General features: G+C 45.4%; 21 protein-coding genes. 10 read left to right on the top strand and 11 right to left on the bottom strand.

The window, feature by feature from the left end; all coding sequences use genetic code 11:
- Nucleotide 1: 1 nt before the first annotated feature.
- On the bottom strand, nt 2–3,484 hold the full coding sequence (locus NF543_RS14505) for a response regulator (RefSeq protein ID WP_257669053.1): 3,483 nt from the start codon (nt 3,482–3,484) through the stop codon (nt 2–4).
- A 92-nt stretch (nt 3,485–3,576) separates the two neighbouring features.
- Nucleotides 3,577–4,746, bottom strand: a complete 1,170-nt coding sequence (locus NF543_RS14500; protein WP_257669052.1) for a hypothetical protein — start codon at nt 4,744–4,746, stop codon at nt 3,577–3,579.
- A 162-nt stretch (nt 4,747–4,908) separates the two neighbouring features.
- Between NF543_RS14500 and NF543_RS14495 the strand changes: the two genes are divergently transcribed.
- A complete protein-coding gene (locus tag NF543_RS14495) occupies nt 4,909–5,622 on the top strand; it encodes a head GIN domain-containing protein (protein WP_257669051.1) in 714 nt (237 codons plus the stop codon).
- A gap of 6 nt (nt 5,623–5,628) precedes the next feature.
- Here NF543_RS14495 and NF543_RS14490 read toward each other — a convergent pair whose 3' ends face one another.
- A complete protein-coding gene (locus tag NF543_RS14490; protein ID WP_257669050.1) occupies nt 5,629–6,663 on the bottom strand; it encodes a lipid A deacylase in 1,035 nt (344 codons plus the stop codon).
- 193 nt (nt 6,664–6,856) lie between these two features.
- Between NF543_RS14490 and floA the strand changes: the two genes are divergently transcribed.
- From floA to NF543_RS14475, 3 genes are all read left to right on the top strand, one after another.
- Entirely contained in the window at nt 6,857–7,852 is a 996-nt protein-coding gene (gene floA, locus NF543_RS14485; RefSeq protein WP_257669049.1) for a flotillin-like protein FloA, read from the top strand.
- 483 nt (nt 7,853–8,335) lie between these two features.
- On the top strand, nt 8,336–8,854 hold the full coding sequence (locus tag NF543_RS14480) for a KdsC family phosphatase (protein WP_257669048.1): 519 nt from the start codon (nt 8,336–8,338) through the stop codon (nt 8,852–8,854).
- 114 nt (nt 8,855–8,968) lie between these two features.
- Nucleotides 8,969–9,556, top strand: coding sequence for a Maf family protein (locus NF543_RS14475; RefSeq protein WP_257669047.1), 588 nt, complete (start codon nt 8,969–8,971; stop codon nt 9,554–9,556).
- 127 nt (nt 9,557–9,683) lie between these two features.
- Here NF543_RS14475 and trpA read toward each other — a convergent pair whose 3' ends face one another.
- The 7 genes from trpA to NF543_RS14440 all read right to left on the bottom strand — a co-directional run bounded on the left by trpA (nt 9,684) and on the right by NF543_RS14440 (nt 15,519).
- A complete protein-coding gene (trpA, locus tag NF543_RS14470) occupies nt 9,684–10,457 on the bottom strand; it encodes a tryptophan synthase subunit alpha (protein ID WP_257669046.1) in 774 nt (257 codons plus the stop codon).
- Between the two features lie 2 nt (nt 10,458–10,459).
- Entirely contained in the window at nt 10,460–11,644 is a 1,185-nt protein-coding gene (gene trpB, locus NF543_RS14465; protein ID WP_257669045.1) for a tryptophan synthase subunit beta, read from the bottom strand.
- Entirely contained in the window at nt 11,641–12,264 is a 624-nt protein-coding gene (locus NF543_RS14460; protein WP_257669044.1) for a phosphoribosylanthranilate isomerase, read from the bottom strand. The genes trpB and NF543_RS14460 overlap by 4 nt, the downstream gene beginning before the upstream one ends.
- Before the next feature lie 119 nt (nt 12,265–12,383).
- Nucleotides 12,384–13,370 carry an anthranilate phosphoribosyltransferase gene (trpD, locus tag NF543_RS14455; RefSeq protein WP_257669043.1) on the bottom strand — a complete coding sequence of 329 codons (987 nt, stop codon included), beginning with the start codon at nt 13,368–13,370 and terminating at the stop codon, nt 12,384–12,386.
- 263 nt (nt 13,371–13,633) lie between these two features.
- Entirely contained in the window at nt 13,634–13,855 is a 222-nt protein-coding gene (locus tag NF543_RS14450) for a DUF2795 domain-containing protein (RefSeq protein WP_002996718.1), read from the bottom strand.
- 210 nt (nt 13,856–14,065) lie between these two features.
- Nucleotides 14,066–14,824, bottom strand: coding sequence for an ABC transporter ATP-binding protein (locus NF543_RS14445; RefSeq protein ID WP_257669042.1), 759 nt, complete (start codon nt 14,822–14,824; stop codon nt 14,066–14,068).
- Between the two features lie 41 nt (nt 14,825–14,865).
- Entirely contained in the window at nt 14,866–15,519 is a 654-nt protein-coding gene (locus NF543_RS14440) for a lysophospholipid acyltransferase family protein (RefSeq protein WP_257669041.1), read from the bottom strand.
- A gap of 161 nt (nt 15,520–15,680) precedes the next feature.
- Here NF543_RS14440 and NF543_RS14435 point away from each other — a divergent pair, with 161 nt between their 5' ends.
- From NF543_RS14435 to phnY, 6 genes are all read left to right on the top strand, one after another.
- A complete protein-coding gene (locus tag NF543_RS14435) occupies nt 15,681–16,259 on the top strand; it encodes a helix-turn-helix domain-containing protein (RefSeq protein WP_257669040.1) in 579 nt (192 codons plus the stop codon).
- A gap of 204 nt (nt 16,260–16,463) precedes the next feature.
- Nucleotides 16,464–18,014 (top strand): alkaline phosphatase D family protein, encoded by a 1,551-nt coding sequence (locus NF543_RS14430; protein WP_257669039.1) that lies wholly within the window; start codon nt 16,464–16,466, stop codon nt 18,012–18,014.
- Nucleotides 18,015–18,038: 24 nt separating this feature from the next.
- Nucleotides 18,039–19,118: a zinc-binding dehydrogenase gene (locus NF543_RS14425; RefSeq protein WP_257669038.1), complete on the top strand. Its 1,080-nt coding sequence runs from the start codon at nt 18,039–18,041 to the stop codon at nt 19,116–19,118.
- Between the two features lies 1 nt (nt 19,119).
- On the top strand, nt 19,120–20,355 hold the full coding sequence (locus tag NF543_RS14420; RefSeq protein ID WP_257669037.1) for an MFS transporter: 1,236 nt from the start codon (nt 19,120–19,122) through the stop codon (nt 20,353–20,355).
- A 148-nt stretch (nt 20,356–20,503) separates the two neighbouring features.
- Nucleotides 20,504–21,748: a phosphonoacetate hydrolase gene (gene phnA / locus NF543_RS14415; RefSeq protein WP_257669036.1), complete on the top strand. Its 1,245-nt coding sequence runs from the start codon at nt 20,504–20,506 to the stop codon at nt 21,746–21,748.
- A gap of 24 nt (nt 21,749–21,772) precedes the next feature.
- On the top strand, nt 21,773–23,242 hold the full coding sequence (gene phnY / locus NF543_RS14410) for a phosphonoacetaldehyde dehydrogenase (RefSeq protein WP_257669035.1): 1,470 nt from the start codon (nt 21,773–21,775) through the stop codon (nt 23,240–23,242).
- Nucleotides 23,243–23,318: 76 nt separating this feature from the next.
- On the opposite strand, the gene NF543_RS14405 is transcribed toward phnY, so the two are convergent.
- Entirely contained in the window at nt 23,319–24,686 is a 1,368-nt protein-coding gene (locus tag NF543_RS14405) for a dipeptidase (RefSeq protein WP_257669034.1), read from the bottom strand.
- Nucleotides 24,687–24,941: the final 255 nt, after the last annotated feature.

Raw genomic sequence — 24,941 nt, 5'->3', positions numbered from 1 at the left:
TTTAGCTCAGCCATACCCGCATCAGAGAGAGTAATTTGTCTATATCCACAGGTTTTGCAATATAATCATTTGCTCCCGCATCAAGAACAAGTTGTCGGTCTCCCTGCATAGCCTTGGCCGTGATTGCAATGACAGGTAGCTTAGCAAACTTTTTGATTGACCTTATCTTTGTTATTGCTTCATAGCCATCCATCTCTGGCATCATGATATCCATCAATACTAAATCTATTTTCTGTTTTTTTTGGAGCACCTCTAGGGCCTCAAGCCCGTTGTTGGCAATCTCTACTTTTATATTATACGATTCAAATACGGTACTCAATGCAAAGATGTTACGCATATCGTCATCCGCTAGCAAAATGTGTTTGCCTTCTAACACATTGTCCAATTGCAATTCCTTCGATTCAAAGTGGTTGAATGCGTATAGAAGGTTCGACCCTTTATTGTTTTTGACTTTATTGATAAATAGATTTACCTCATCCAAGATTCTGTTGTTTGATTTATCCGATTTAATCACCATGGTTTTCGTATACTGCAAGATTCGGTTTGTCATTTCAGCATTGAGTTCCATGGCTGTGTTTATGATGACCGGCGTATTTTCATGTTGGTTGATGTTTTTTATATCGTCCAGTAGGTCCATTCCTGATTTGTCAGGCAAATTGATATCCAAGATAATGCAATCAAAGTGTTCGCCGGATTTCAACGCATCAATAGCTTCGGTGCCTGTAAATGCCTGTTTTACCTCCACACCATTTTCTACAAGGTTTGACCTGAGGCTGTCACTTTGAATTTTATGGTCTTCAACGACCAAAACCTTTTTCAACGGCGATGAGACTATCTTATGCAAATGACCAAAAACATCTTCGAGGGATTTTTTATCAATGGGCTTTTGGAGAAAGCCAACAGCATCTTCTTTTTTGATGTTGTGGTTTCCAGGAGAAGCTGCTGAGATCAAGTGCACGGGTATGTCCTTAGTATCTGGTGTGCTTTTCAGCTTTTTAAGGACACTCCATCCATCCATCACGGGCAGCATGATGTCAAGTATGATGGCATCCGGGAGGTAGTCCATTGCCATCTGTAGACCAGTATCACCTTGATGGGCTACAAATGTATCAAAGCCTTGTTCGCGGGCATACTGTTCAAGTATTTCAGCAAAATTTTGATCGTCTTCTATGATAAGCAAGCGTTTAGAAGTACTTGTCTTTTGTTTTTGGCTTAAGATCGGCTTGCTACTGGACTTTTCCTCATTTGGAGAGATGTCTTGTAAAGTTTGCATCTTTTTCGTTGGTTGTTCGTTGGTTCCAAGGATGCGATGGAAGGGCAGGAACAGTGTGAACGTGCTACCCTTTCCGAGTTGGCTTGCCACATGAATTTCACCGCCAAGTACGGTAGCCAGTTCGCGGCAGATAGACAGCCCCAGCCCGGTACCTCCAAACTTCCGACTTGTTGAGCCATCTGCTTGTTTGAAAGCTTCGAAAATCAACTGTTGTTTATCTTCCGAAATGCCTATACCTGTATCTGTTACCGCTATAGCGATGGCATCGTTTGGGTTTATTCCTCCAAGCATACCTTCCTTCCATTCCCTCGCTCGTGTTGCTCGGCTAAACCGCAGCTTCACCTGGCCGTTTTCTTTGGTAAATTTAAAGGCATTGGAGAGTAAGTTTTTCAATATCTGTTTGAGTCGCTGTTCATCCGTATGTAAAGAATCTGGCAAGTCTTTATTTATACTGATCTCAAAATCGATGGCTTTGCTTTCCGTGACGCTGTTGAATAATTCACGCATGTCTTCAGCCAATGTAGCGGGCGCAATGTCCTCTTCCACCAATTCCACGTTACCCGATTCGATTTTGGCCAGGTCAAGGATGTTATTGATGAGATTGAGTAAATCTGTTCCAGCGTTATGGATAACGGCCGCATATTTAACCTGATCAGGTAAAAGATTACGTGATTTATTATCTTCTAGAAGTTTGGCAAGTATCAGTATGCTATTGAGGGGGGTACGAAGCTCATGGCTCATATTGGCTAGAAACTCCGATTTATATCTGCCAGATTGCTCCAATTCACTCGCTTTCATGGCAATAGATTGCCTAGCCTGTTCAATGGAGAAGTTATGTTCTTCCAATAGTCTAGCCTTCTCTTCGAGCTCCAGGTTGGCGTGTTTGAGTTCTTCCTGTTGCACCCTCAATTCTTCTTCCGATGCTTCCAAAAGATGTGTTTTATGCATCAGCTCATCATTGGTTGTACGGAGCTCTTCCTGTTGCGCTTCCAATTCTTCGGCTTGTTGTTGGGTCTCTTCGAATAATCCGGTAAGTGTGGCATGCGTACGCGCTACCTTGGTAGCTACGGCCAACATTATACCTGCCCGATCCAGAAATTGGAGTATGGCGTTATCTATTTTACGGAAAAAGCCAATTTCCATCACGCCAAGCACTTCATTTTCGTATACCAAAGGTTGAATAACGATGTTTTTGAGGTTAGCATTGCCTAAAGACGATAGTACAGTTAAATAATTTTCGGGGACATCGGAGAGGACCATTCGGCTTTTCGAAGCTACGCATTCGCCGATAAGGCCTTGGCTTTTCATGATTTTAGGTTGGATGTTTTTTTTGCTCGCTGCATACGAACCTGCATGTATGAATACTTCTTCATTTGATGAGCTTTCCAGATAAATGAGCCCGATTTTTGCGTTAAGATGTTGGCAAACGGATTGGATGGCCTTTGCTGCAATTTCATTCTCACCCAACCCACCCCGTGTTTTATCGTCAAGCACCGCCAAGCCTTTCAAGATCCAATTTTCAGCTTCCCGTTCTTTTGAAAGCTTATTCAAATCGATATTAGCCTTGCGGATAAGGCGCTCGGATTTTTTCTGCACATTAAAAGTCTGGAAGATATATCCAATTAAAGCAAGTAGAAGAGATACGGTGAGCGCCAACCCTGAAAGCGCAATATACTTGGTTTCTGTAATTTTATTTTGCCTGTTTTCCAGCTCAATTTTCCGTTTGGAGCGAATGGCCTGTTTCAACAAAATGAGCTGGCGACTAATCCGTTGGCTTTCAAATTTTACTTCTTCTAATTTTCGCACAGTCGATTGCCTTCTCTGCGCCATTGAAATGATATTCGCCTCATCTCGTTTATTGAGTAGTATGCGAAGGTGGTCTATCATCAAAGCACCGATACCGATTTTTCTTGTATTTTCAGCTAGTATATCGAGGTCCATGGAAATGGTAAACTGTTCGCTTTGAATGTTCCGGAGATGCGTAGGGTTGCCATTGGAAACAAATGCTATGATTTCAAAGTCTATACGGTTTTTTCGTTGCTCGATACTGTCTACCGCGGTATTCGCATTGACTGTAATTTGCATCCAATTTCTGGTGTCCTCATTAGCGTGATTGAGATTCCTGTAAAAAAAAATCGCAGTGACCACAATGATGACAATGGAAATGGCAAAGCCGAAATATACCTGTCCCTTGAATTTTAATGTTCTCATACAAAAGCATTTGTTTGCCCTTACATTAGCAATTGCCAAAAATACGAAAAGTCAACACATGAAGATAGCTATTCTCCCTATATGGAATTGACTCAAAGTATAGGATGCCTTTCAAATGGTTTAGTGCGGTCAAAAAGGTAACGATAGGTATGGTGGGTTTTATAAATGGCACCACCTATATAGCGAACCAAGTTTATCATCTTGGGGTTGAAATCACCGATCCAGTTCATCTGTAAATCTTTATAGGGCATCAGACTGCTATCTTGCACAATCTTTGACGCGGTCATCACCATTGCCGCTTCCACGCCTTTTCGCTGGTGCTCTGGTACCACGCCGAATACAATGCCAAAGATGGTTTTGCACTGTCTTCTCCAACGATTCCAGAGGAATAAGACGTTGCCCCACAAGGTGAGTCGGCCATTCATATATTTTACAATCAGCTGGTTCACATCGGGGATACTTACCCAAAAGCCTACGGGCTTGCCGTGGTAGTATGCAAACCAGATAATCCTGGGGTCTATAACGGGTTTCAGGCTTTTCATCAGTTTATGGACACTTTTTTCATCTATCGGGTTTACACCTGTATGCCGGGCCCACGCTCCGTTATAAACGGTTCGGAAATCTTCAGCAGCCTTACTTAGTTGGCGCGGGTCAATATGGGCAAATGTGTACCCGGAGTCTTTTAACGCATGCATGGCTTTCTCGCCAATCTTGCTGGACATTTTGTCGGCCATTTCCCGTCGGTAGGTAAATTGCTTAAAATATACCTCAAAACCGTAGCTTTCGAAGAGCTGTTGATAATAAGGGGGGTTATAGTTACAGCAATAGCATGGAGCATGGAAACCATCTATGAGGAGCCCCCACCACCGTTCCCTGCTACCAAAGTTGATTGGTCCATCCATGGCTTCCATGCCCCGGTCTGCCAGCCATATCTTGGCCGTGTCAAACAGCATATTGGCAGCTTCCTGGTCATCAATGCACTCGAAAAAGCCACATCCACCGATACGCTCTTCATCATTGTCGATGGTTTTTCCATCATAAAAAGCGGCTATGCGACCAATACAGCTACCAGATTGGTTGAGCAACAACCAACGTGCGCATTCTCCGCTTTCATAACGTGGGTTTTTCTCAGGGTCAAATACAGCTTGTATGTCGCTGTCAAACGGCCGGATGTAGTTTGGGTCATTGCGATACAAGGGCAGCGGCATCGTCAAAAACAACCGTTCCGTCCTTTTGTCCGTTACAGGGGTGATGTTCATCATGAATGGCGGATAAATGTTGGTACATTAGGCGCTAAAAATATAGGTTTATATCCAGTTTTGGAAATCACGGCGTCAAATTCCAATGCGGGAGGAACAAAAAAATAATTGGTGCAACATATCCGATTGAGCATGCGTCTTATGGAAAACGAAAAAGCTATGAATATGAAACTATTAGTATTGTGCTGCTTAGTTGTATTGTTGCCGTTTGGATGCATGGAATTTGCAGAAGCAACTTCCATAAGCCAGCAACGCGATGAAACCCGGAATGTAGGTGAATTCCACGCTGTCGCCAATAGTGGAAGCATTGTGGTAGAGGTGAAGGTTGGTGAACACGAATCCGTACGGCTTGAAGGCAATGAGGAGGCAATCAGAGAAATCGAAACCGTTGTGGAAAGCGGTACATTGAAAATTAGGTATAAAAGGGGGATTAAGATGGTTGGCCGTAATTGGGGTAAAGTGACAGCCTATGTGACCGCAAAACGAATCGATGGACTTTCACAATCAGGTTCGGGAAGCATCACGGTGATGGGAAAAATAACTGGTAATAAATTAAACACCTCCCTAAGTGGGTCAGGTCGGATCGTCTTTGAGACGGATGTAGCAGTATGTAACGCATCCATTAGCGGGTCAGGCCGGATGTCAGCTAATGGAAACGCCAAGGAAAGCAACGTATCCATCAGTGGGTCAGGCCAGTTCGAAGGAAGCGACCTAAGAAGCCAATCGGCTAACCTTAAGATATCCGGTTCGGGCAATATCCGTATCCATGCCAATGACCAGTTAGATGCGGCCATCAGTGGTTCTGGCAATATACACTATAGCGGCAACGCGCGTACCAATGTTAAAACCTCGGGTTCGGGCAAGGTTCGAAAAATCTGATATGGCCTAGAACGCCTTTAACTTATGACTGCGGCCAATTTTGTAACGTAACAGAAACTGTTGCTGGTTGTCTATTGCCCCACGGGTGAAATGGAAACTGACAATGAATTTACCCTCCAATTGTCCATAACGAAGGGGGATCCAACCCAACCCTAGCCGGTTATACAAAGGAGCTGTATAGAAGCGGTCGCCGTAGGGGATGTCCAGTGACTCGCCCGTATAGAACGTGTTTTGAAGGAAAAATTGTTTGTGGGAAAAATATGCGTTGGCGATGAACCCTTTTGGGGTACGCCAGCCGTACTGTCCCCGTAACCTATCGATAGCCAGTATACCACCCACATTGAAATCGATGGAATCCAAGAAGACATCCCTATGGGAAAGATCCATCCCTATGCTGGCCATGATGGCACCATTATCACGGATGGCTTGTCCTTCGTCATCATCTCTAGCCCTAGCATTATGCCAAAGCATGGCATAATGTGAGAAATAAAAGGAAGCTGCCTCCACCTTTCCAGAAAGGCCCACCATGAATTGCTCACGATCTGTGGCGGTTTGACGGCTAGTCCAGTCAATCCAAATCTGCTGAAGCACTGATTTCCCTGCATAGCGGAGCAACATTCCCTCTATATTGGGGCGGTAATACAATAAGGTGTCGTTCAATATGGCCCGCGGATAGTCGTCCAGTAGCTGGAAGCGTGGAAATAAACCCATATAAAAATCGAGTCCCCGTTGTTGATAATTGTAATAGATGACCGGCTCGAATTGCTTGTCGTTTTTCCTTGCACCAAACTCCTGGATGAAATTCACACCGGCTCTTACCCGGTGTGTGCTATCAATCAGCAAGCCTATCTCAGGGGAAAACCTTACTCCAAAAATGGTCTGTGAATAGCTGCCTGAACGTGCAAATTCCCTGTTGTCTGCAAACCCATGCAGGTTTACATTCCACTCCAAGTGTTGGGCATGTAATGAAAGAGATGCCATGCAAAACACCAACGTGGTAAGCATGAAAATCCTGAAATAGTTCAATCTGTAGTTGTCCATTCTTAGTTTACCATTATACGCAAGCGCGGTTGGGCAGCTGTATACATTTTCAGTTTTGAATGAGGCCAAAAATAATGAAATAATTACTAAAAGAGTGGCAGCCCTACTGTCCAAATGACTTTTATTTGAACGGCTGCCAAAATAGTTGTATCTTTAAAACTTATAAATAGAACAGTTAACTTTTTTAAACCTTATGGACCCTAATTTCACTCCCATTTTGATTATTGTTGGAGCTATCGTAGCATTCTTTTTTTTGCTTTACTTACTCCCTGTAAACCTTTGGTTTACTGCGCAATTGTCTGGCGTACGTGTCAACTTGTTGAACTTGTTGCTGATGCGCTTACGTAAAGTCTCGCCCGCGTTGGTTACTAATGCTATGATTACTTCCACTAAAGCGGGATTGGATATCAATTCAAATGAAATAGAAACACATTATTTGGCTGGAGGCAACGTCAACAGTGTTATTAAAGCACTGATTTCCGCCGATAAGGCCAATATCCCTTTGGACTTCAAGTTGGCCACGGCAATCGATTTGGCAGGCCGTGATGTGTTTGATGCCGTGCAGTTATCGGTAAACCCCCGAGTCATCAATACGCCACCTGTGGCAGCTGTGGCCAAGGATGGCATTCAATTGATTGCCAAAGCCCGGGTAACGGTAAGAGCCAATATCAACCAATTGGTAGGTGGCGCGGGAGAGGAAACTATTTTGGCACGTGTAGGTGAAGGTATAGTCACCACAATCGGATCGGCACTTAACCATAAGGAAGTATTAGAAAACCCTGATAAAATATCCAAGACCGTGCTTTCTAAAGGACTGGATAGCGGAACAGCCTTCGAGATTTTGTCTATTGATATCGCAGACATCGATATCGGCGAGAACGTAGGTGCAAAACTGCAGACGGATCAGGCCGAGGCCGACCTCAAGGTGGCTAATGCCCGTGCGGAGGAACGCCGGGCGATGGCCGTGGCGTCTGAACAGGAAATGCGTGCCAAGGCTCAAGAAGCCCGGGCCAAAGTGATAGAAGCGGAAGCTCAGGTGCCCTTGGCTATGGCGGAAGCGTTCAGGAGTGGCAACTTGGGTATTATGGATTACTATAAAATGCAGAATATCCAAGCGGATACCGATATGCGTAGTTCCATCGCCAAACCGGGAGGTGGCACCAGTAAGGGAAGCGACAAGAAGAATTAATAAGGACACCCAAAGTTGGGCGTCGAGCATAAATTACCCGACCGTTTGCTTTAACCAAAGCAAACGGTTGTTTTCTTTTTAAGATTTACGGATGCAAGGTGTATTTTGGTAATCATTGCCGAACGTCAATAAAAACAAAACCCCGATGATGGGCATCGGGGTTTGTTACTAACCAATTATAAACCTAAATTATGAAAAGACTATCCTAAATTCCCAATTTTACTTGGGTTAAATTCTATAGTGCAAATTTAACACTATTTTTTTGTTTTGTTAATGAAATTTTTGTTAACAAATTGTCAAAAGAACATTAAGTAAATCAGCTTCTAAATCATTATTACAAGCTTTCATGAGTATATTATCAAATGCTGTGCCAAATTTATAAACCCTATGCGGACGCTGTGTCGCCAATAACGTACAAGAAATCCTTACAATTGTTCGAAATTGAGTTTTTTTACTAAGTTTGGCCTCGATTATAGGTGTATTATGCTATTTGAAAAATTCAAGCAAGTAAGAGCTTTCGTATTTGACGTAGACGGTGTGCTATCAGACGGTAGTATCTTAGTAACGGAGCAAGGCGAACAGTTGCGTACTTTCAACACCAGAGATGGGTACGCTATACAGTTGGCTGTAAAGAAGGGTTATCCAATAGCCGTTATCACGGGTGGCAGATCTCTTGGGGTGAAGCTACGTATGGAAGGGTTGGGAATTAAAGATATCTATATTGGAATCGATGACAAAAGCGCAGTGCTACATGACTGGTTGTCGCATAATGAGATGACTGCAGATGACATTTTGTACATGGGTGATGATATCCCGGATTTGGAAAACATGAAGATTGCTGGGTTGGCCGCCTGCCCGGCCGATGCCGTGGAGGAAATCAAAGCCGTTGCAGCATATATTTCATTCCGAAATGGTGGAGCGGGCGCCGTGCGGGATGTTATTGAGAAAGTGATGAAATTACAGAGGACATGGAGTGAAGATGAACATGTAGCCAGTATATAAGGGGTCTGGAAATCCGAAAGTAAGATATTGTCAAGTGCGTACTACTCCTGAAAGACTTCGGGATCAGCTAATGGTTTAACGTCAAAATCATAAATCTAACATCGTAAATCTAAAATGAAGGTCATACTCGCTTCCCAATCGCCACGCCGTAAAGAATTGTTAGCACTTATTGGCATCCCCTTCGAGGTGATAATAAAGGAAGTGGATGAATCTTTCCCAACTGATTTGGGACCAGTGGAGGCTGTGAGGTTTATCGCTGAAAAAAAAGCAAAGGCATTCCTGATGGAATCGACCGATAAATTGATTATCGCAGCCGATACGATTGTGACCATAGACGGGAAAATTCTTGGTAAACCGTCCAACGGCGCCCATGCTGCAGATATGTTAAACCTGCTATCGGGAAAGAAGCATGAGGTCATTACGGCAGTAGCCTTACTCCAATCAAGGAAGCTCCGGTTATTCCACGAAGTGACAGCGGTTTATTTCAAGGAGTTGACAGCCGGCGAAATCGATTATTATATCCAGCATTATAAACCGTTTGATAAAGCTGGAGGCTATGGGATACAAGAATGGATTGGAGCCGTAGCCATTGAAAAAATCGTGGGGTCGTATACCAATGTGGTAGGCTTGCCTACGGCGAGGTTATACAGTGAGTTAGGCAAATTGGACGAGCTAAGCGCTAGTTCGATATCGAGGCATTAATGAATGCTTGATAGCTACATATATCAAGGTAAGTAATATGGTAAAAATCGAACCATATATGCACAAGGATAAAGAAAAACCTAACAGGTTTCTAAAATCGGTCAGATTTCTTAGTTGCCGCCATTTTCTATGGCTTGAATTGCCCGATAAATTCAGGTATTTTTTCCTTGTAATCAGGGTTGGCCAATAATTGGACAAACGCACTACCCACAATTGCCCCATCGGCATAGTCGGTGGCGCGTATGAATGTGTCGCGAGTGGAGATGCCGAACCCGATAGCAATTGGGTTTTGTAATTCCATATCTCGGATACGGGAAAAATAAGCTTCCATATTTTCAGATACTGCCAAGTTTTTGCCTGTGGTAGCCGAAGAAGATAACAGGTAGATAAAGCCCGTAGATAGTCCGTCGATTTTACGGATGCGTGCTTCCGAAGTTTGCGGTGTCACAAGGAAGATGTTGCTCAATCCATTTTCCTCGAAGGCAGGGCGGTACAGATCCTCGTATTCATACATGGGTAAGTCGGGTACAATCACCCCATCTACTCCCACCTCCTTGCAAGATTTGCAGAAGCGCTCCACGCCATATTGCAAGACCGGATTAACATAACCCATTAACAATATGGGGAGGGCCACCCGTTTTCGGAGGTGCTTAAGTTGTTCAAAAAGTACATGCAATGTCATGCCATTATGCAAGGCCTCTTCAGAGCTATGCTGGATTATCGGTCCATCGGCCACCGGATCTGAATAAGGAAATCCGATTTCAAGAAAATCCACTCCGGCTTTTTCCAAGGCCTCGGCGATGTCCACGGTGCTATTTAGTGTCGGGTACCCCGCTGTATAATAGATGGAGAGTATGCGTCTATCGCCTTTGTTAGCGAATAATTTGTTGATTCTGTTCATGATCAAAATCCAAAATACTTCATATAATTGTCCAAATCCTTGTCGCCACGCCCTGAGAGGCATACCACCACATGTTCATCGCCATTGAAAACCATCTTTTCCAGTTGAGCCAATGCATGGGCACTTTCGATGGCAGGAATGATGCCTTCAAGCCGCGTAAGCAGAAGCCCGGCATGCATGGCTTCGTCATCTGTGATGCTGGCATATTGGGCACGCCCTGTCTTGTGCAGCCAAGCATGTTGCGGGCCAATACCCGGATAGTCAAGCCCCGCTGAAATGGAATACGGTTCAATCACTTGCCCATCATCCGTTTGCATGAGTATAGAGCGGCTGCCATGCAGTACGCCCTCCTTGCCCAGTATTGTGGTGGCTGCTGATTCACCGGAATATACGCCCTTGCCTGCAGCCTCTACAGCCACCAATTTTACGTCTGGATTATCCAGGAAGTGGTAGAACATACCCATGGCGTTGCTACCTCCACCCACGCAGGCGACAGCATAATCGGGATTTTCACGGCCCGTCTTCTCCAGCAATTGTTTTTTGGTCTCGGCAGAGATGACCGATTGGAAACGTGCCACCATATCTGGATAGGGGTGAGGTCCCACTACCGAACCGATAATATAGTGGGTGTCCACAGGGTTGTTTATCCAATCGCGCAAGGCCTCGTTGGTGGCATCCTTGAGGGTCTTGCTGCCCGACGTGGCGGCCACTACCTCTGCGCCCATCATCTTCATCCGAGCCACATTGGGGGCCTGCCGCTCGATATCAATGGCGCCCATGTACACCACACATTGTAAGCCCATAAGTGCGCAGACTGTGGCTGTGGCGACACCATGTTGTCCAGCTCCGGTTTCGGCGATGATACGCTTCTTCCCCAATTTCCCGGCGAGCAATATCTGTCCTATCGTATTATTGATTTTGTGTGCCCCCGTATGGTTGAGATCTTCCCGCTTGAGGAAGATGGTAGTCCCATAGCGTTCCGAAAGCCGTTGTGCAGGGTATAAGGGAGATGGGCGTCCCACATAATCTCGCAACAGCCGATTAAATTCCTGTTGGAAATCTTCGTGCTGAATGATTTGAAGGTATTGCTCGCGCAGTTCCTCCACATTAGGGTAGAGCATTTCGGGAATATAAGCCCCACCGAAATTGCCAAAATACCCGTTTTCATTTACTTGATATTCGCTCATCTTCCGATTGTTTGAATTGTTTTTTTCAAAAGTTCGATATCCTTCATGCCCGGTTCAGTTTCAAATTTCGAGTTCAAATCCAAGGCATACAGCCTGTGGTCATTCAATTGCAGCGCTTGGCGGATGTTATCCGCACTTATTCCCCCACTGAGGAAAAAGGGTTTGTCAGATGGGTATTCCCTGAGCAGTTTCCAATCAAAACTTTTGCCGCTTCCCCCGTATTTTTGGGTTTGGGTATCAAACATATAATAATTTACCACGTCTTCATAATCAGCCAATTGTGCCCAGTTGAACATATTGTCGATACCAAAGGCCTTAATGGTTTCCACGCCAAGGTCTTTCAGCGCAGCACAATATGCAGGAGGTTCATTTCCATGTAATTGCACGGCTTGGAAGCGGTATTGATTGAGGGATGACGTCACTTTATGAATATCATCATTGACAAAGACCCCCGTCTTTTTTACGCCCTGCAATTGGGCCACCCATTCCGCATCCAGCTGCTCGATGAAGCGTTTGGAAGTCGGATGGAAAATGAAACCAATGTAGTCTGGCTGCAAAGCGAGTATATCCCGGATGTTTTCCGGATATTTCAGGCCGCATATTTTTATTTTCGGGTTCATTTATCTGTTTCTCGTTTGCAACGGTTTGAACGGGGATGACACTGATGTTGCTGATAACCACGGATTTTTCTAATAGCCATCCGTCTAAATCCGCCGAATCCGCATCATCCGTGTTCTATTTACTGAACTAATCTCCTAAAACTCTCCAGCGCTTTCTTGCCCAACAAAGAAGCTTCCGCCTCATAGAAGCAATCGCCAAAGCTCTTTTCCGGATGGATGGTCTGTATGGCAATAGCGGCATTGGCCAGTACCACGTTATTTTGGGGCAATGTGCCCTGTCCGTTCAACACATCAGTGAAGATTGCCGCCGCTTCCTCCACGGTGTTGCCTCCCGAGATATCAGCGGGTTCAACCCTTTCGAGGCCCAAATGTGCCAAGGTATGGTATTGTTCCCCAGTACTGCTGATTACTTTGAAATCGCCGGTCAACGAAATCTCATCATATCCATCCAATGCATGTAAGATGCTGTATTGCTTGGTAGATTGTTGATAGAGGTAGCCATAAAGCCTTGCCAATTCCAAGCTGAAAACCCCCACGGACTGATATGGTGGATTGGCAGGGTTGACCAACGGGCCGAGCATATTGAAAAATGTCTTGATTCCGAGTTCGCGGCGGATAGGAGCGACAGTCTTCATCGCCGGATGGAAAAGCGGGGCATGGAGGAAGCAGATATTGGCATTTTCCAATTGGCGACTAATGGTGCCCTTGTCGTTAGTGAATTGATAGCCGAGATATTCCATCACATTGGACGACCCGCATCCCGAAGACACCCCGTAGTTGCCGTGTTTAGCCACGTGATATCCCGCTCCTGCAACGATAAAGGAAGCCAGTGTAGAAATGTTAAATGTGTTTTTGCCATCACCACCAGTTCCGCATAGGTCAATGAGCTTATATCCAGGGAAATCCAGCTTGTGACATAGGTCGTACATGGCATCGCGGAAGCCTTCCAGTTCCTCCACGCGGATACTTCGCATGCCATAAGCTGTCATGAAGGCGGCAATCTGCGAGTTATTGTACTTGCCCGAGGCAATGTTGGTTAATATCTCGTAGGCTTCACTTTTAGTGAAGGTTTTGAATTCGAAGAGATGTGCTAGTATTTGTTTCATTCCTGTTATGCCATAAAAAAAGCCTGCCGGTGATGGGCAAGCCGCTATGCGTTTGAGTAGATATTACTTACTAATAGGAGTTCGCCGCAACAATCAACTGTTGTGCCACCACCAAGTAATATGTACCGTTATAAATTCCATTTAGTTATCGTGATGCAAATATGGTTTTTTGTTTTGAAAGATGCAAGGGGTAGGCAGATTTTTATGAGTCGAAGCGGCAAAACAAAACCGCCCCGGACTTCATGGTGCGGGGCGGTTATGCTTCAATATTCATCCTCATTGAAGAAGAAGTCGTCCTTGGTGGGATAATCCGGCCAAATCTCCTCTATATTTTCATAAGGCTCACCATCATCTTCCAGGGCCTGCAAATTCTCAATCACTTCCACGGGTGCACCTGAACGGATGGCGTAGTCAATGAGCTCGTCTTTTGTCGCCGGCCAAGGAGCGTCTTCCAAATGTGAGGCTAACTCTAAAGTCCAATACATAACGCAACTATTTTAAGTTCCAATTTTGCGCAAAAATATAATATTTCTATTATGATTATGAAATTTTTTATTAATATTTTCGATACTTATAATAAATATCTTTATGTCAGGCAGTTAATGTTTATATTGTGATGATTTTATTGCGAAAAATTGACATATTTTCCAGTTGGGGTATAGCTAAAGGAAATAAAAAAGCGTAATAGGGTCTTTCTAAATGTTTTCGAAGTCGGTACCTTTTTCGCGTAACGTAGTGAGCCTAGGGGATACATTCTTGATGTCATTGTTGGGATAATCGTCTTCAATCAATCCATCCCGCATGCGTACAATGCGGTGGGCATGTTGCGCGATATCCTCTTCATGGGTTACGAGGATAATGGTGTTTCCTCCGGAGTGTATTTCTTCGAGCAACCCCATGATTTCTACGGAAGTTTTAGTATCCAGGTTTCCGGTGGGTTCATCGGCCAAGATGATGGATGGGTTATTGATGAGGGCCCGGGCTACCGCTACCCGTTGGCGTTGCCCGCCGGAAAGTTCGTTCGGTTTATGATCCACACGATTGCCCAATCCCACGCTTTCCAATACTTTTTGTGCCATCTCCTCTCGCTTTTTCTTGCTAAAACCGGCATAGACTAATGGTAATGCTACATTATCCAACGAAGTTGAACGCGGAAGCAGATTGAACGTTTGAAATACGAAGCCAATTTCCTTGTTGCGCACCTCGGCAAGCTCATCGTCTGACATGTCACTCACATTGATACCATTGAGGACATATGCACCACGGGTAGGTGTATCCAAGCAGCCCAAAATATTCATCAGGGTAGATTTACCTGATCCAGATGGTCCCATTAAGGCCACGAATTCGCCCTTGTTGATTTGGAGGGTCACCGATTTCAAGGCATGGATGGTTTCGGCTCCAATGACATATTTGCGTCCGATATCCGTGATTTGAATGAGTGGCTGTTGCGACATAAGTATCAATTTTCAAGTAAGACGTGCTAACATACGAAAAGTTACAATCCCCCGGTACTGTTCCATCGTTTTTTTATGCGATTGTGCACCTTATCGCGCAACTGGTCGGCGTTGGTCAGATCAAGATCCTCGGTTCCTATAGGCTGCAATACCTCTACTCGGATGATACCAGGTCTACTACCGTATCGTTTGGCCCCATCCCAAAAAATCTTCCATGCATTAGGAATGATTACAGGGATTATCGGTACCTGTGTTTCGATGGCTAGTTTGAAGGGGCCGTTTTTGAAATCATAAAGCCTGGGAGGGTACTCCTCTCCGATATGACCTTCCGGGAATATAATCATGCTTCGGCCCTTTTGTAGGTTTTGATGCGCCCGTTTAAACGCCTTGAATGCCGACACTTTACTCTCCCTATTCACCGGTATATCAATGGTGTTGAAAAACATGCCCGTCACCGGATTATCCAACAACTCAATCTTTCCCATAAAAGAAAAATCAGTAGGACAGAGCAATACCATAGCTGTGATGTCCAAGTTTGAGGCATGGTTTGGACAGATGATATAGGGTTTTGACCAATCGATTGAAGTTTCGAACTTGAACCGGTAGAATATCCCTACACATGCGGAGCTTAGCAGACCGATGATACGTCGGCAACGTGCAATGTGATGGAAATTTCGTTCCGGATTCTTCGCCATGATGGTTAAGGCTGGATAAAAGAGTGCAAAGAAAAACAAAACAGATGCCAAGTAAAGGTACCTGTGTAACTTCCTTAACAACCGTATCATCATTAGCCAAAGGTATGGATTTGTGGGAGATTTTGTGTGCTGTCCGAAAACTTTGTACTTTAGCCATCAATATGCAGCAAGACATCCTCATACAAATCAGCCAACACATAAAAGAGCGCCGGCGGCAGAAGAACATTACGGTGCAAGGGTTGGCCGATAAAGCTGGGGTGAGTAAAGGGTTAATATCCCAAATTGAAAATAGCCGAACCATTCCTTCCCTGTTGGTATTGATTAATATCATTCAGGCCCTAGATATCGATTTGAATGTTTTTTTTAAGGATATCAGTGCGAGCAAACAGCAGCCTTCCGTATTGGTAAAACGGAAAGGCGATTACAGTCATTTTGAGAAGGAGGATGCCGCTGGTTTTCATTACCATCGTATTTTTACTAGATCCATTAAAAATTCAGCTGTCGATTTCGTGCTGCTCGAACTTGATGTCGATGCAAGTCGCCCAATGGTAAAAACAGAGGCTTTTGAGTACAAGTACATCATTGCTGGTAAAGTGGATTATCAGTTTAAAAATGAGGTGATACACCTCAACACTGGTGATTCCATGCTGTTTGATGGGCGATTACCCCATACCCCACGAAATACGGGTGCCGAGAAGGCTATCATCTTGGTTGTCTATTTCTTCGAGGAAGAAAATTAAAGCCTATTATTTCTCCTGATTTTTCTTTTCAAAAAGTATAGTTTAAGTAAACTATTTTTTGGTGACGTCTACCAAAATATAGGTTAACATGCCTTTGACAATTTGTTGGCTTATAAATAATAGAAAAAAGTTTGATATTACAAAACGCGGTATCTATATTTGTTTAATAATGCTAAACAATTATGTTAACCAATTCTAGAAGAAATGAGAAGATTTCTATTATTAACCAGGAAACAGTTTCTCGCAAGCCTGCTCGCATTGATTGGACAGGCACTATTATCGAAAATTGGCGTCAAAGCGAAAAGCGCAACAGTCTTCAAGCACGGCGTGGCTTCGGGCGATCCCCTGCAGGACAGCGTGATTATATGGACAAGGATAACGACGGATAATATTCCTGATACAACAGTACAATGGGAGATTGCGACCGATGAGCGGTTTCAGCAGGTGGTACAGCGTGGCACCTATAATACCTCGCCGGAGCGAGACTATACCGTCAAAGTGGATGTGACCGGATTGCAGTCTGGTACCCAGTATTACTACCGTTTCCAGTATCAAGGTGAAGCGTCTAGCATAGGTGCCACGAAAACATTGCCTACCTCCCTTAATGGTGGTGCGTTTCACATCGCAGTAGTGGCATGTAACAACTGGGAAGCTGGTTATTTCAGCGCATTCCGTACACTTGCCGAAAAGGACGAAGTAGACATGGTGCTTCACTTAGGAGATTATATTTATGAATACGAGGCGGGAAGATACAGCAACGACTTGGCCGATCGTACCCATGAACCCGGCCACGAGATTGTCACGCTGGATGATTATCGGAGGCGATATGCACAATACCATACCGACCCAGATCTGCAACTATTGCACGCTTCAAAGCCTTTTTGTTTGGTATGGGACGATCATGAAATTGCCAATGACTCCTATGCGGATGGAGCCCAAAACCATCAGCCGGAGACGGAAGGCCATTGGGAAGCACGTAAGCAAGCAGGTATACAAGCCTATTTCGAGTGGTTGCCTGTACGTGGCGACTCCCCAAAAGATCTCATTCGAAAACTCACGATAGGGAAGGAACTTGAACTGTTCCTTTTGGACCAACGGATGTCAGCAAGGACGGAACAGCTTACTGCCAAAGCCCCGAATTTTTACGATGACGCGAGAGGAATATTGGGAGCTGAACAATATAATTGGCTTGAAAATGGCCTTAGGAATAGCCAGGCCCGTTGGAAACTGATCGGCAATCAGGTGCCCATCACCGGATATAAACCTGATGCTGAAAGCTTACCATCATATAAAGACAAATGGTTGGGTTACCCACATGAACGGAATAAATTGATAGGTTTTTTGGAAAAGGAAAAAATAGAAAACACGATCTTTCTGACCGGAGATCACCATAAATCGTTTGTCCTTGCCCTGCATCGCGAAAAGGAACATATGCAATACACCAAAGCCTATACCGAAAAGCCGCTGGCCTGGGAATTACTCACGCCCAGTGTCACATCCAAAAACGAAGATTATCGTCCGGCAAACGAGGTGAAAACCATGGAGGAGACACTCTATCGGAAGGAAATAAATCCGCACCTACTTTTTGCCGATATCAAAAGCCATGGCTATTATATTGCGAGGGTGGATGAGCATTCATTCACAGCCGATTATTATTTTATCGATGACCTATATAGCCGGACAGTAAATGAGCAAAAAGCGGCTTCTTTCGCGATGACTGCCAAAGATTTTATGTTGAAATCAACAAAGGGATAACTTAAAAGACTGATTACTGAGGAAATGAATACAAACCTTATTGGAAAAATCGCCGTTTTTACCGCTACGGGTCAGCCGCTGGAAATCCGATCGTACACTGTTCCGGCGTTGCAGGCTGGCGAAGTGCTGGTCGAGAATCTGTATACGACACTTTGTGGGAGCGACCTACATACGTTTTGCGGGGTACGGCAGGAGAAAACCCCCTCCGTGCTGGGCCATGAAATCGTGGGGCGTATAGTGGCCATCGATGAGCAACATGGTGGCTATGATCATGCCGGGCAACCTCTCCGAACTGGAGACATCGTGACGTGGTCAATATTTGCCTCCGATCCACAGTCGACGCTCGCTACACAGGGCATGCCACAGAAGGGGGATGGGCTTTTCAAATATGGCCATGCGCAACTATGTGGAGAAGACATTTTCCATGGTGGCCTAGCAGAATACTGTATCTTAAAACCTTACACCGCTATCCTAAGAATACCAGATGAACTACCACTACCTGTCGCTGCTACCATCAACTGTGCCGTTGCCACCGTGGCAGGAGCGCTGCGTTTGGCGGGTAGCCTGCGAGACAAAAAGGTATTGATTACGGGAATGGGGCTGCTGGGTATGGTTTGCGCGGCGATGTGTAAGGACGCCGGTGCTTCTTCTGTAGCAGCAGCGGATATCAGCGAGGTCCGCCTGCAGCGATCGATACAATTCGGAGTAGATCGGCTAATCAACCTCCAAGCGGATGAGGGCAATGCCATGCAGAAGACCATTGATGTAGTGTTTGACATGAGCGGGTCACCGGATGCCATGGAGATGGGATTGGACACGTTATCCACCGGCGGAATAGCCATATGGGTGGGTGCCGTATTCAATGCCCGGAAACTGCAGGTCGATGCCGAAAGTATAATACGGAGGCTGGTTACCATAAAAGGCCTGCATAATTATAACTACGATGACCTCCAGCACGCATTGAATTTCTTACTGCGGAATTTTAACAACTATCCATTCGATGGGATCGTCGAAAAAGAGTTTCCCCTGTCGGAGGCGCAACAAGCCTTTGATTATGCGTTGGACAACAAGCCCCTGCGGGTGGGTATCAAAATAGGTGAATAAGATGGCAAAGAACTTTCGGAAAGTGCAATGGAGGATGTTGCTCATCACCATGTTTTGTTACCTATTTTTTTATACCGGACGGCACAATTTTGGTTGGGCAGCGCAGGGGATGGCTGCAGATCTGGATATTTCGTATACCATGATCGGCTGGATTAGCTTTTCCATGTTGATTGGCTACGGCTTAGGTCAATTTATCAACGGTAATCTTGCCGATCGGTTCAGTCCACGAACCATGATTCCGCTAGGGGCCATCCTATCCGTAGCTACCAACTTCGCCATCAGTTATGCCCAATCTGCCTTGGCTATTTCCGTGCTTTGGGCTATGAATGGTTATTTCCAATCCATGGCTTGGGCGCCCGGAAGCCGGCTGATCACCAATTGGTGGGGTGGAGCAGAAAGAGGTAAAGCGTTTGGCTTTTACACCATGGCCGCAGGCAGTTCCTCGGCTGTCACTTACCTGCTTTCCATTTATCTCCTGCAACAGGATATGGAATGGCGTATGTTATTCCGTATACCCGTGACCTTTCTTTTGGTCGCTTCCATTGTCTTCTATTTTGTTGCCCGCAATAAACCATCCGATGTTGGCTTCCCCGATCCAGATGGTGATTCTGGTCATCAAGGAAAAAACGGTCATGATTGGAAAGCAAGGTATGGGGCCGTATGGGCCAATCGCAATTTTTTAATTGCATGTTTGGCCATCGGTTTCCAAAGCATGGCCCGTTACGGATTGCTATTATGGGTGCCCGTGCATTATTTGGGTAGCAATTGGAAAGCTAATCCCCAATACCTGTGGGTTACCTTTCTCATGCCTGTCGGAATGGCTTTTGGGGCACTCACCTTTGGGATTATTTCCGATACCATATTCAAGCACAACCGGGTGGCTTCCATTCGCTTTGGGATGGGCATGAGTGCAGGGCTTGCCTTGTTAATGTATATGGTACCCGTTGAAGACATCCTAGTAGGAGGTGTGTTAATGTTTTTAGCCGGTTTTTTTGTTTATGGGCCCCAAGCCAATTTTTGGCCATTAAGTCCAGAATTGCTTGGTAAACGCAATACCGGAACAGGAATTGGTGTGATGAATATGACAGCTTATCTGTTTGCAGGCCTTGGCGAGCCTTTTCTTGGCCGGGTCATCGATTGGAGCGGCAGCACCTCCTCCATTTTTGCTGTGGTCGCCGTTATTTGTTTGATGTCCGCTATTTCGATTTCATTTGTTTACAAATACAAACCAAGTTAACTGAAGGATGGTTGCCGCATAGAAGCCGTCATCAAGGGATTTTTGATGTTGTTTTGTTTTAGTATTTGTAAAAATATATTTAATATTTGTAAACTTTCGCCTGAATACTTAAATTTGTATAATTCGTTATAACGCAATACTTAATCTTATGTTGAACACGATATCTACCCAATCTTTTCAAATAAATAATCGGTTGTATGCGCCGAAAGCCTTACCTATCGTCGTCATTTGCATCGATGGATCCGCTGACGAGTACTTAGACATCACCATAGCTCATGATCGAATGCCTAATCTCAAGAAGATGGCACAATATGGATACAAAGGGATGGTGCGTGGGGCATTACCTTCCTTTACCAATGTTAATAATTCATCTATCGTGACAGGCGTATCCCCGGCAGTACATGGTATCAGTGGGAATTTTTTCTATGATGAAACCAAAGACGAAGAAGTGATGATGAATTCCTCGGATTACCTCCGCACCGGGACCATCCTGGCTGTGGCTGCCAATGCAGGGCGCAAGGTAGGTGTGGTCACGGCAAAGGAAAAGTTGCGGGATATTTTGTCATATCAACTCAATGGCATTGCTTTTTCGGCTGAAAAAGCTGGTTTGGCAAAGAAGGAGACACACGGCATCGACGGTGTGGAAGAATTGGTAGGGCATCCAATTCCAGCCATTTATAGTGGGGAAGCCAGCCTGTTTGTGTTGCGGGCAGGTGTAGCCTTGATCGAAAACGGATTGGCCGATTTCTTATACCTTTCCCTTACCGATTACATGCAGCACACCTATGCGCCGGAAACAGAAGAATCGTTGGCTTTTTATGAAGCCATTGATACCGAGCTCGGTAAACTGGTGTCGTTAGGAGCCATCGTTGGTGCCACTGCTGATCACGGCATGAATGCTAAAATCAAGGCGGACGGTTCCCCACACGTTTTGTACCTTGAAGATATATTGGAGGCACAATTTGGGGCTGGGTTTCGTGTGATTTGCCCGATTACAGATCCTTATGTAAAACATCATGGCGCGTTGGGTTCCTATGCGGTCATACATATCGAAGACAAAAGTCAAATTGAAGCGGCAAAGAGCTGGCTGGTCTTGCAACCTGGTATCACCGAGGTGCATGACAAGGAAGCCGCTGTTCGGTTACTCGAACAACCCGCCGATCGGACAGGTGATTTAGTCGTGTTGTCAGCCAGGGATGTGGTCGTTGGGCGCCGTCCGGAATACCACGACTTGAGTGCATTGGATGGTAGCCTGCGATCACATGGCGGGCGGTATGAAGAAATGGTGCCTATGGTTATCTCCCATCCCCTCAATGCGCGCTACAGCATAAAGGCAAGTACCGACCCCCGAAATTTCGACATATTTGATTTTACCATAAACGGTACCTGTTAAAAACGATTTATAAGCTCAATCCATATGCGTTCCACTGACCAAAATATTAGTAAACCAAGTGCTTCAATAACCATCAAACCCGTCCACCTCAATAGTTATGTGGCTGGGAAGCCTATATATTCCGGTGAGCAGCTCGAAGTTTTCTTTCCCTATGACAAACAGTTGGCGGGTACAGTTACCATGGCCAATCGTACCCTGGTTGATGACGCCATAAAAAGCGCGTTGCAAGGCCCCAAGAATCTCTCCAGGTATGAACGTTACCAAATCCTTGATAAGGCCCGTCAATTGCTGGAGAGCCGTCAGGATGAGTTTGCCAGGCTAATCACCTCCGAATCGGGTTTATGCATACGGGATGCTTTATATGAAACAGGACGTGCTCGAGATGTATTGTTCTTTGCAGCGATGGAAACACTGCGCGATGATGGACAGATATTCTCTTGCGATATTTCGCCAAATGGTAAGGCCCGAAAGATTTTTACCACGCGTGAACCTTTAGATTTGGCTGTGGCGATCACGCCATTCAACCATCCATTGAATCAGGTAGTCCATAAAGTGGCGCCTGCCCTAGCAGCCGGCACACCTGTAATTTTGAAGCCATCGGAGAAAACACCGTTAACTGCCATTCGATTGGTCGAACTGTTGTATGAAGCGGGACTTCCGGGGTACATGCTCAGTGTGTTGGTAGGTCCTACTTCAGAAGTGGCCGAACAATTGGTGGCCGACCCCCGTGTGTCATTGGTATCTTTTACAGGCAGCGTGGCAGTAGGCAAAAGGATAGCACATACCGCTGGATATAAAAAAGTGATTCTTGAGCTGGGGGGCAATGACCCCTTGATCGTGTTAGAAGACGCCGATATGGAGCTTGCCGTTACACTGGCAGCTGAAGGGGCTTTTCGTAATTCCGGTCAGCGCTGCACTTCCGTGAAACGCCTATTGGTACAGGAAGGGATCATCGAGCGATTTACAGAGTTGATGGTAGAAAGAGGCAAAACGTATCGTATAGGCGATCCCTTCGATCTGGAGACCCGGATAGGAACAGTCATCGACGAATCGGCCGCCATGTATCTCGAAGAAGTTGTACAGAAAGCTGTATCTGATGGAGCCGAAGTACGAATGGGTGGAAGGCGGCAACATGCGGTGATGGAGCCTACCATATTGGCCCACGTGCCCCGTACTACACCAATGGTTGTACAGGAATCGTTTGGACCACTGGCACCCATCATCACCATAAGCGATATTAACGATGCCATCGAGGTAGCCAATGCCTCCAGCTATGGGCTGTCGTCTGGCGTGGTGACCAATGACATGCAAAAGGCCTTGAAAGCCATAAAGGAGTTGAAAACGGGTACTGTAAATATCAACGAGATGCCAGGGTACCGTTTGGAAAGTTCCCCTTTTGGAGGCATCAAAGATTCCGGTCTTGGCATCAAGGAAGGTGTCATTGAAGCGATGAAATGCTTTAGTTACGTCAAGACCTTTTCACTGCCTTGGTGAATTTTTGAAACCTCATAGGCTGTTCGGCGCGGAAGCCTACGTGCAAACCTATGAGGTTTTCCTCTTTGCTAAACCCTTAACTCAATTCCGCAAAATATTTATGGAATAACGGAATGGTTTCAATCCCCTTGAGGTAGTTCGCAATATCGTATTTCTCATTGGGCGAGTGTAAATTGTCACTATCCAAACCGAAGCCCATCAAGACCGTTTTCAATCCCAATTCATCCTCGAATAGCGAAACGATAGGTATGCTCCCTCCTCCACGCGTAGGAATTGGTTTCTTTCCAAAAGCCTCCTCAATAGCCTTTTCAGCAGCTTGGTAGGCCACGCTATCGGTAGGTGTCACCACCGGTTGGCCGCCATGATGCGCGGTTACCTTCACGCTTACATAATTGGGTGCAATGCGTTCAAAATGTTTGGTAAACAGCATCGTGATTTCCGCTGAATCCTGATTAGGCACCAGACGCATGGAAATCTTGGCGCTCGCCTTAGCAGGCAATACCGTCTTGGCTCCTTCACCGATATAGCCCCCCCAAATGCCATTGACCTCCAGGGTAGGGCGGATACCTGTCCGTTCGATGGTGGTATAGCCTTTTTCACCCCATAATGCATGGATGCCAAGGTCACGTTTGTATTCCTCCTCGTCAAACGGAGCTTCATTCAACGCTTTCCGTTCGGTTCCATCAAGTTCGACCACATCATCGTAAAATCCAGGAATGGCGATACGGTTGTTATCATCATGTAAGGATGCAATCATCTTGGCTAAGATAGTGGCCGGATTGGCCACGGCTCCGCCATATACACCAGAGTGCAGGTCGCGGTTTGGGCCCAAAACCTCCACTTCCAGGTATGACAGTCCACGGAGGCCAGTTTCCAATGAAGGGGTATCCAAGCTAATCATTGCCGTATCAGAAATAAGCACCACATCGGCGGCGAGCCGTTCTTTATTGGCTTTGACAAAAACTCCCAAATTATCCGATCCTACTTCCTCCTCACCTTCAATCATGAATTTTATATTGCATGCGAGTGTACCGGTTTCCTGCATCAATTCAAAAGCTTTTACATGCATGTAAAACTGTCCCTTATCGTCGCAGGCACCGCGGGCGAATATCTTGCCATCACGTACGGTCGGCTCGAATGGCGGCGTTTCCCACAGTTCCAGTGGGTCGGGCGGTTGCACATCGTAGTGTCCGTATACCAGTACTGTAGGCTTTCTGGGGTCAATGATTTTTTCACCATATACTATGGGATGGCCAGCTGTGGGGCATATTTCTACTTGGTCTGCACCTGCATCCCGTAATTTCAAGGCAACGTATTCTGCAGCGTTCTGCACATCGGCCTTGTATTTAGGATCAGCGCTTACTGATGGAAACCGGAGCAACTCAAACAACTCGTCTAAGAAACGCTGTTGGTTCGTTTCCACATATTCCTTGATTTTTTGCATAATAATAAAATGGGTTTGCCACAAACTTAGATAAAGTTGATTTCTTGTGCAAACGCTACCCAAAACAATACTTGTTTTATTGTCTACTATTTTTTCGTGTTTTTACATCAAAATCGCAGGATGGTAACATTAACGCAAATGATAAAAAATGTTAAATAATCAACAGACGCCATAAAACTATTTTTTTAGTTTTATATTTGGGGCGATTGATGCCGGGGCATGACGATGTCAATTGTATCAATCACCGTGTGCTGA

It is taken from the genome of Parapedobacter tibetensis, assembly GCF_024704835.1.
GTDB lineage: Bacteria > Bacteroidota > Bacteroidia > Sphingobacteriales > Sphingobacteriaceae > Parapedobacter > Parapedobacter tibetensis.
This window is presented reverse-complemented; position numbering and strand designations above follow the sequence as displayed.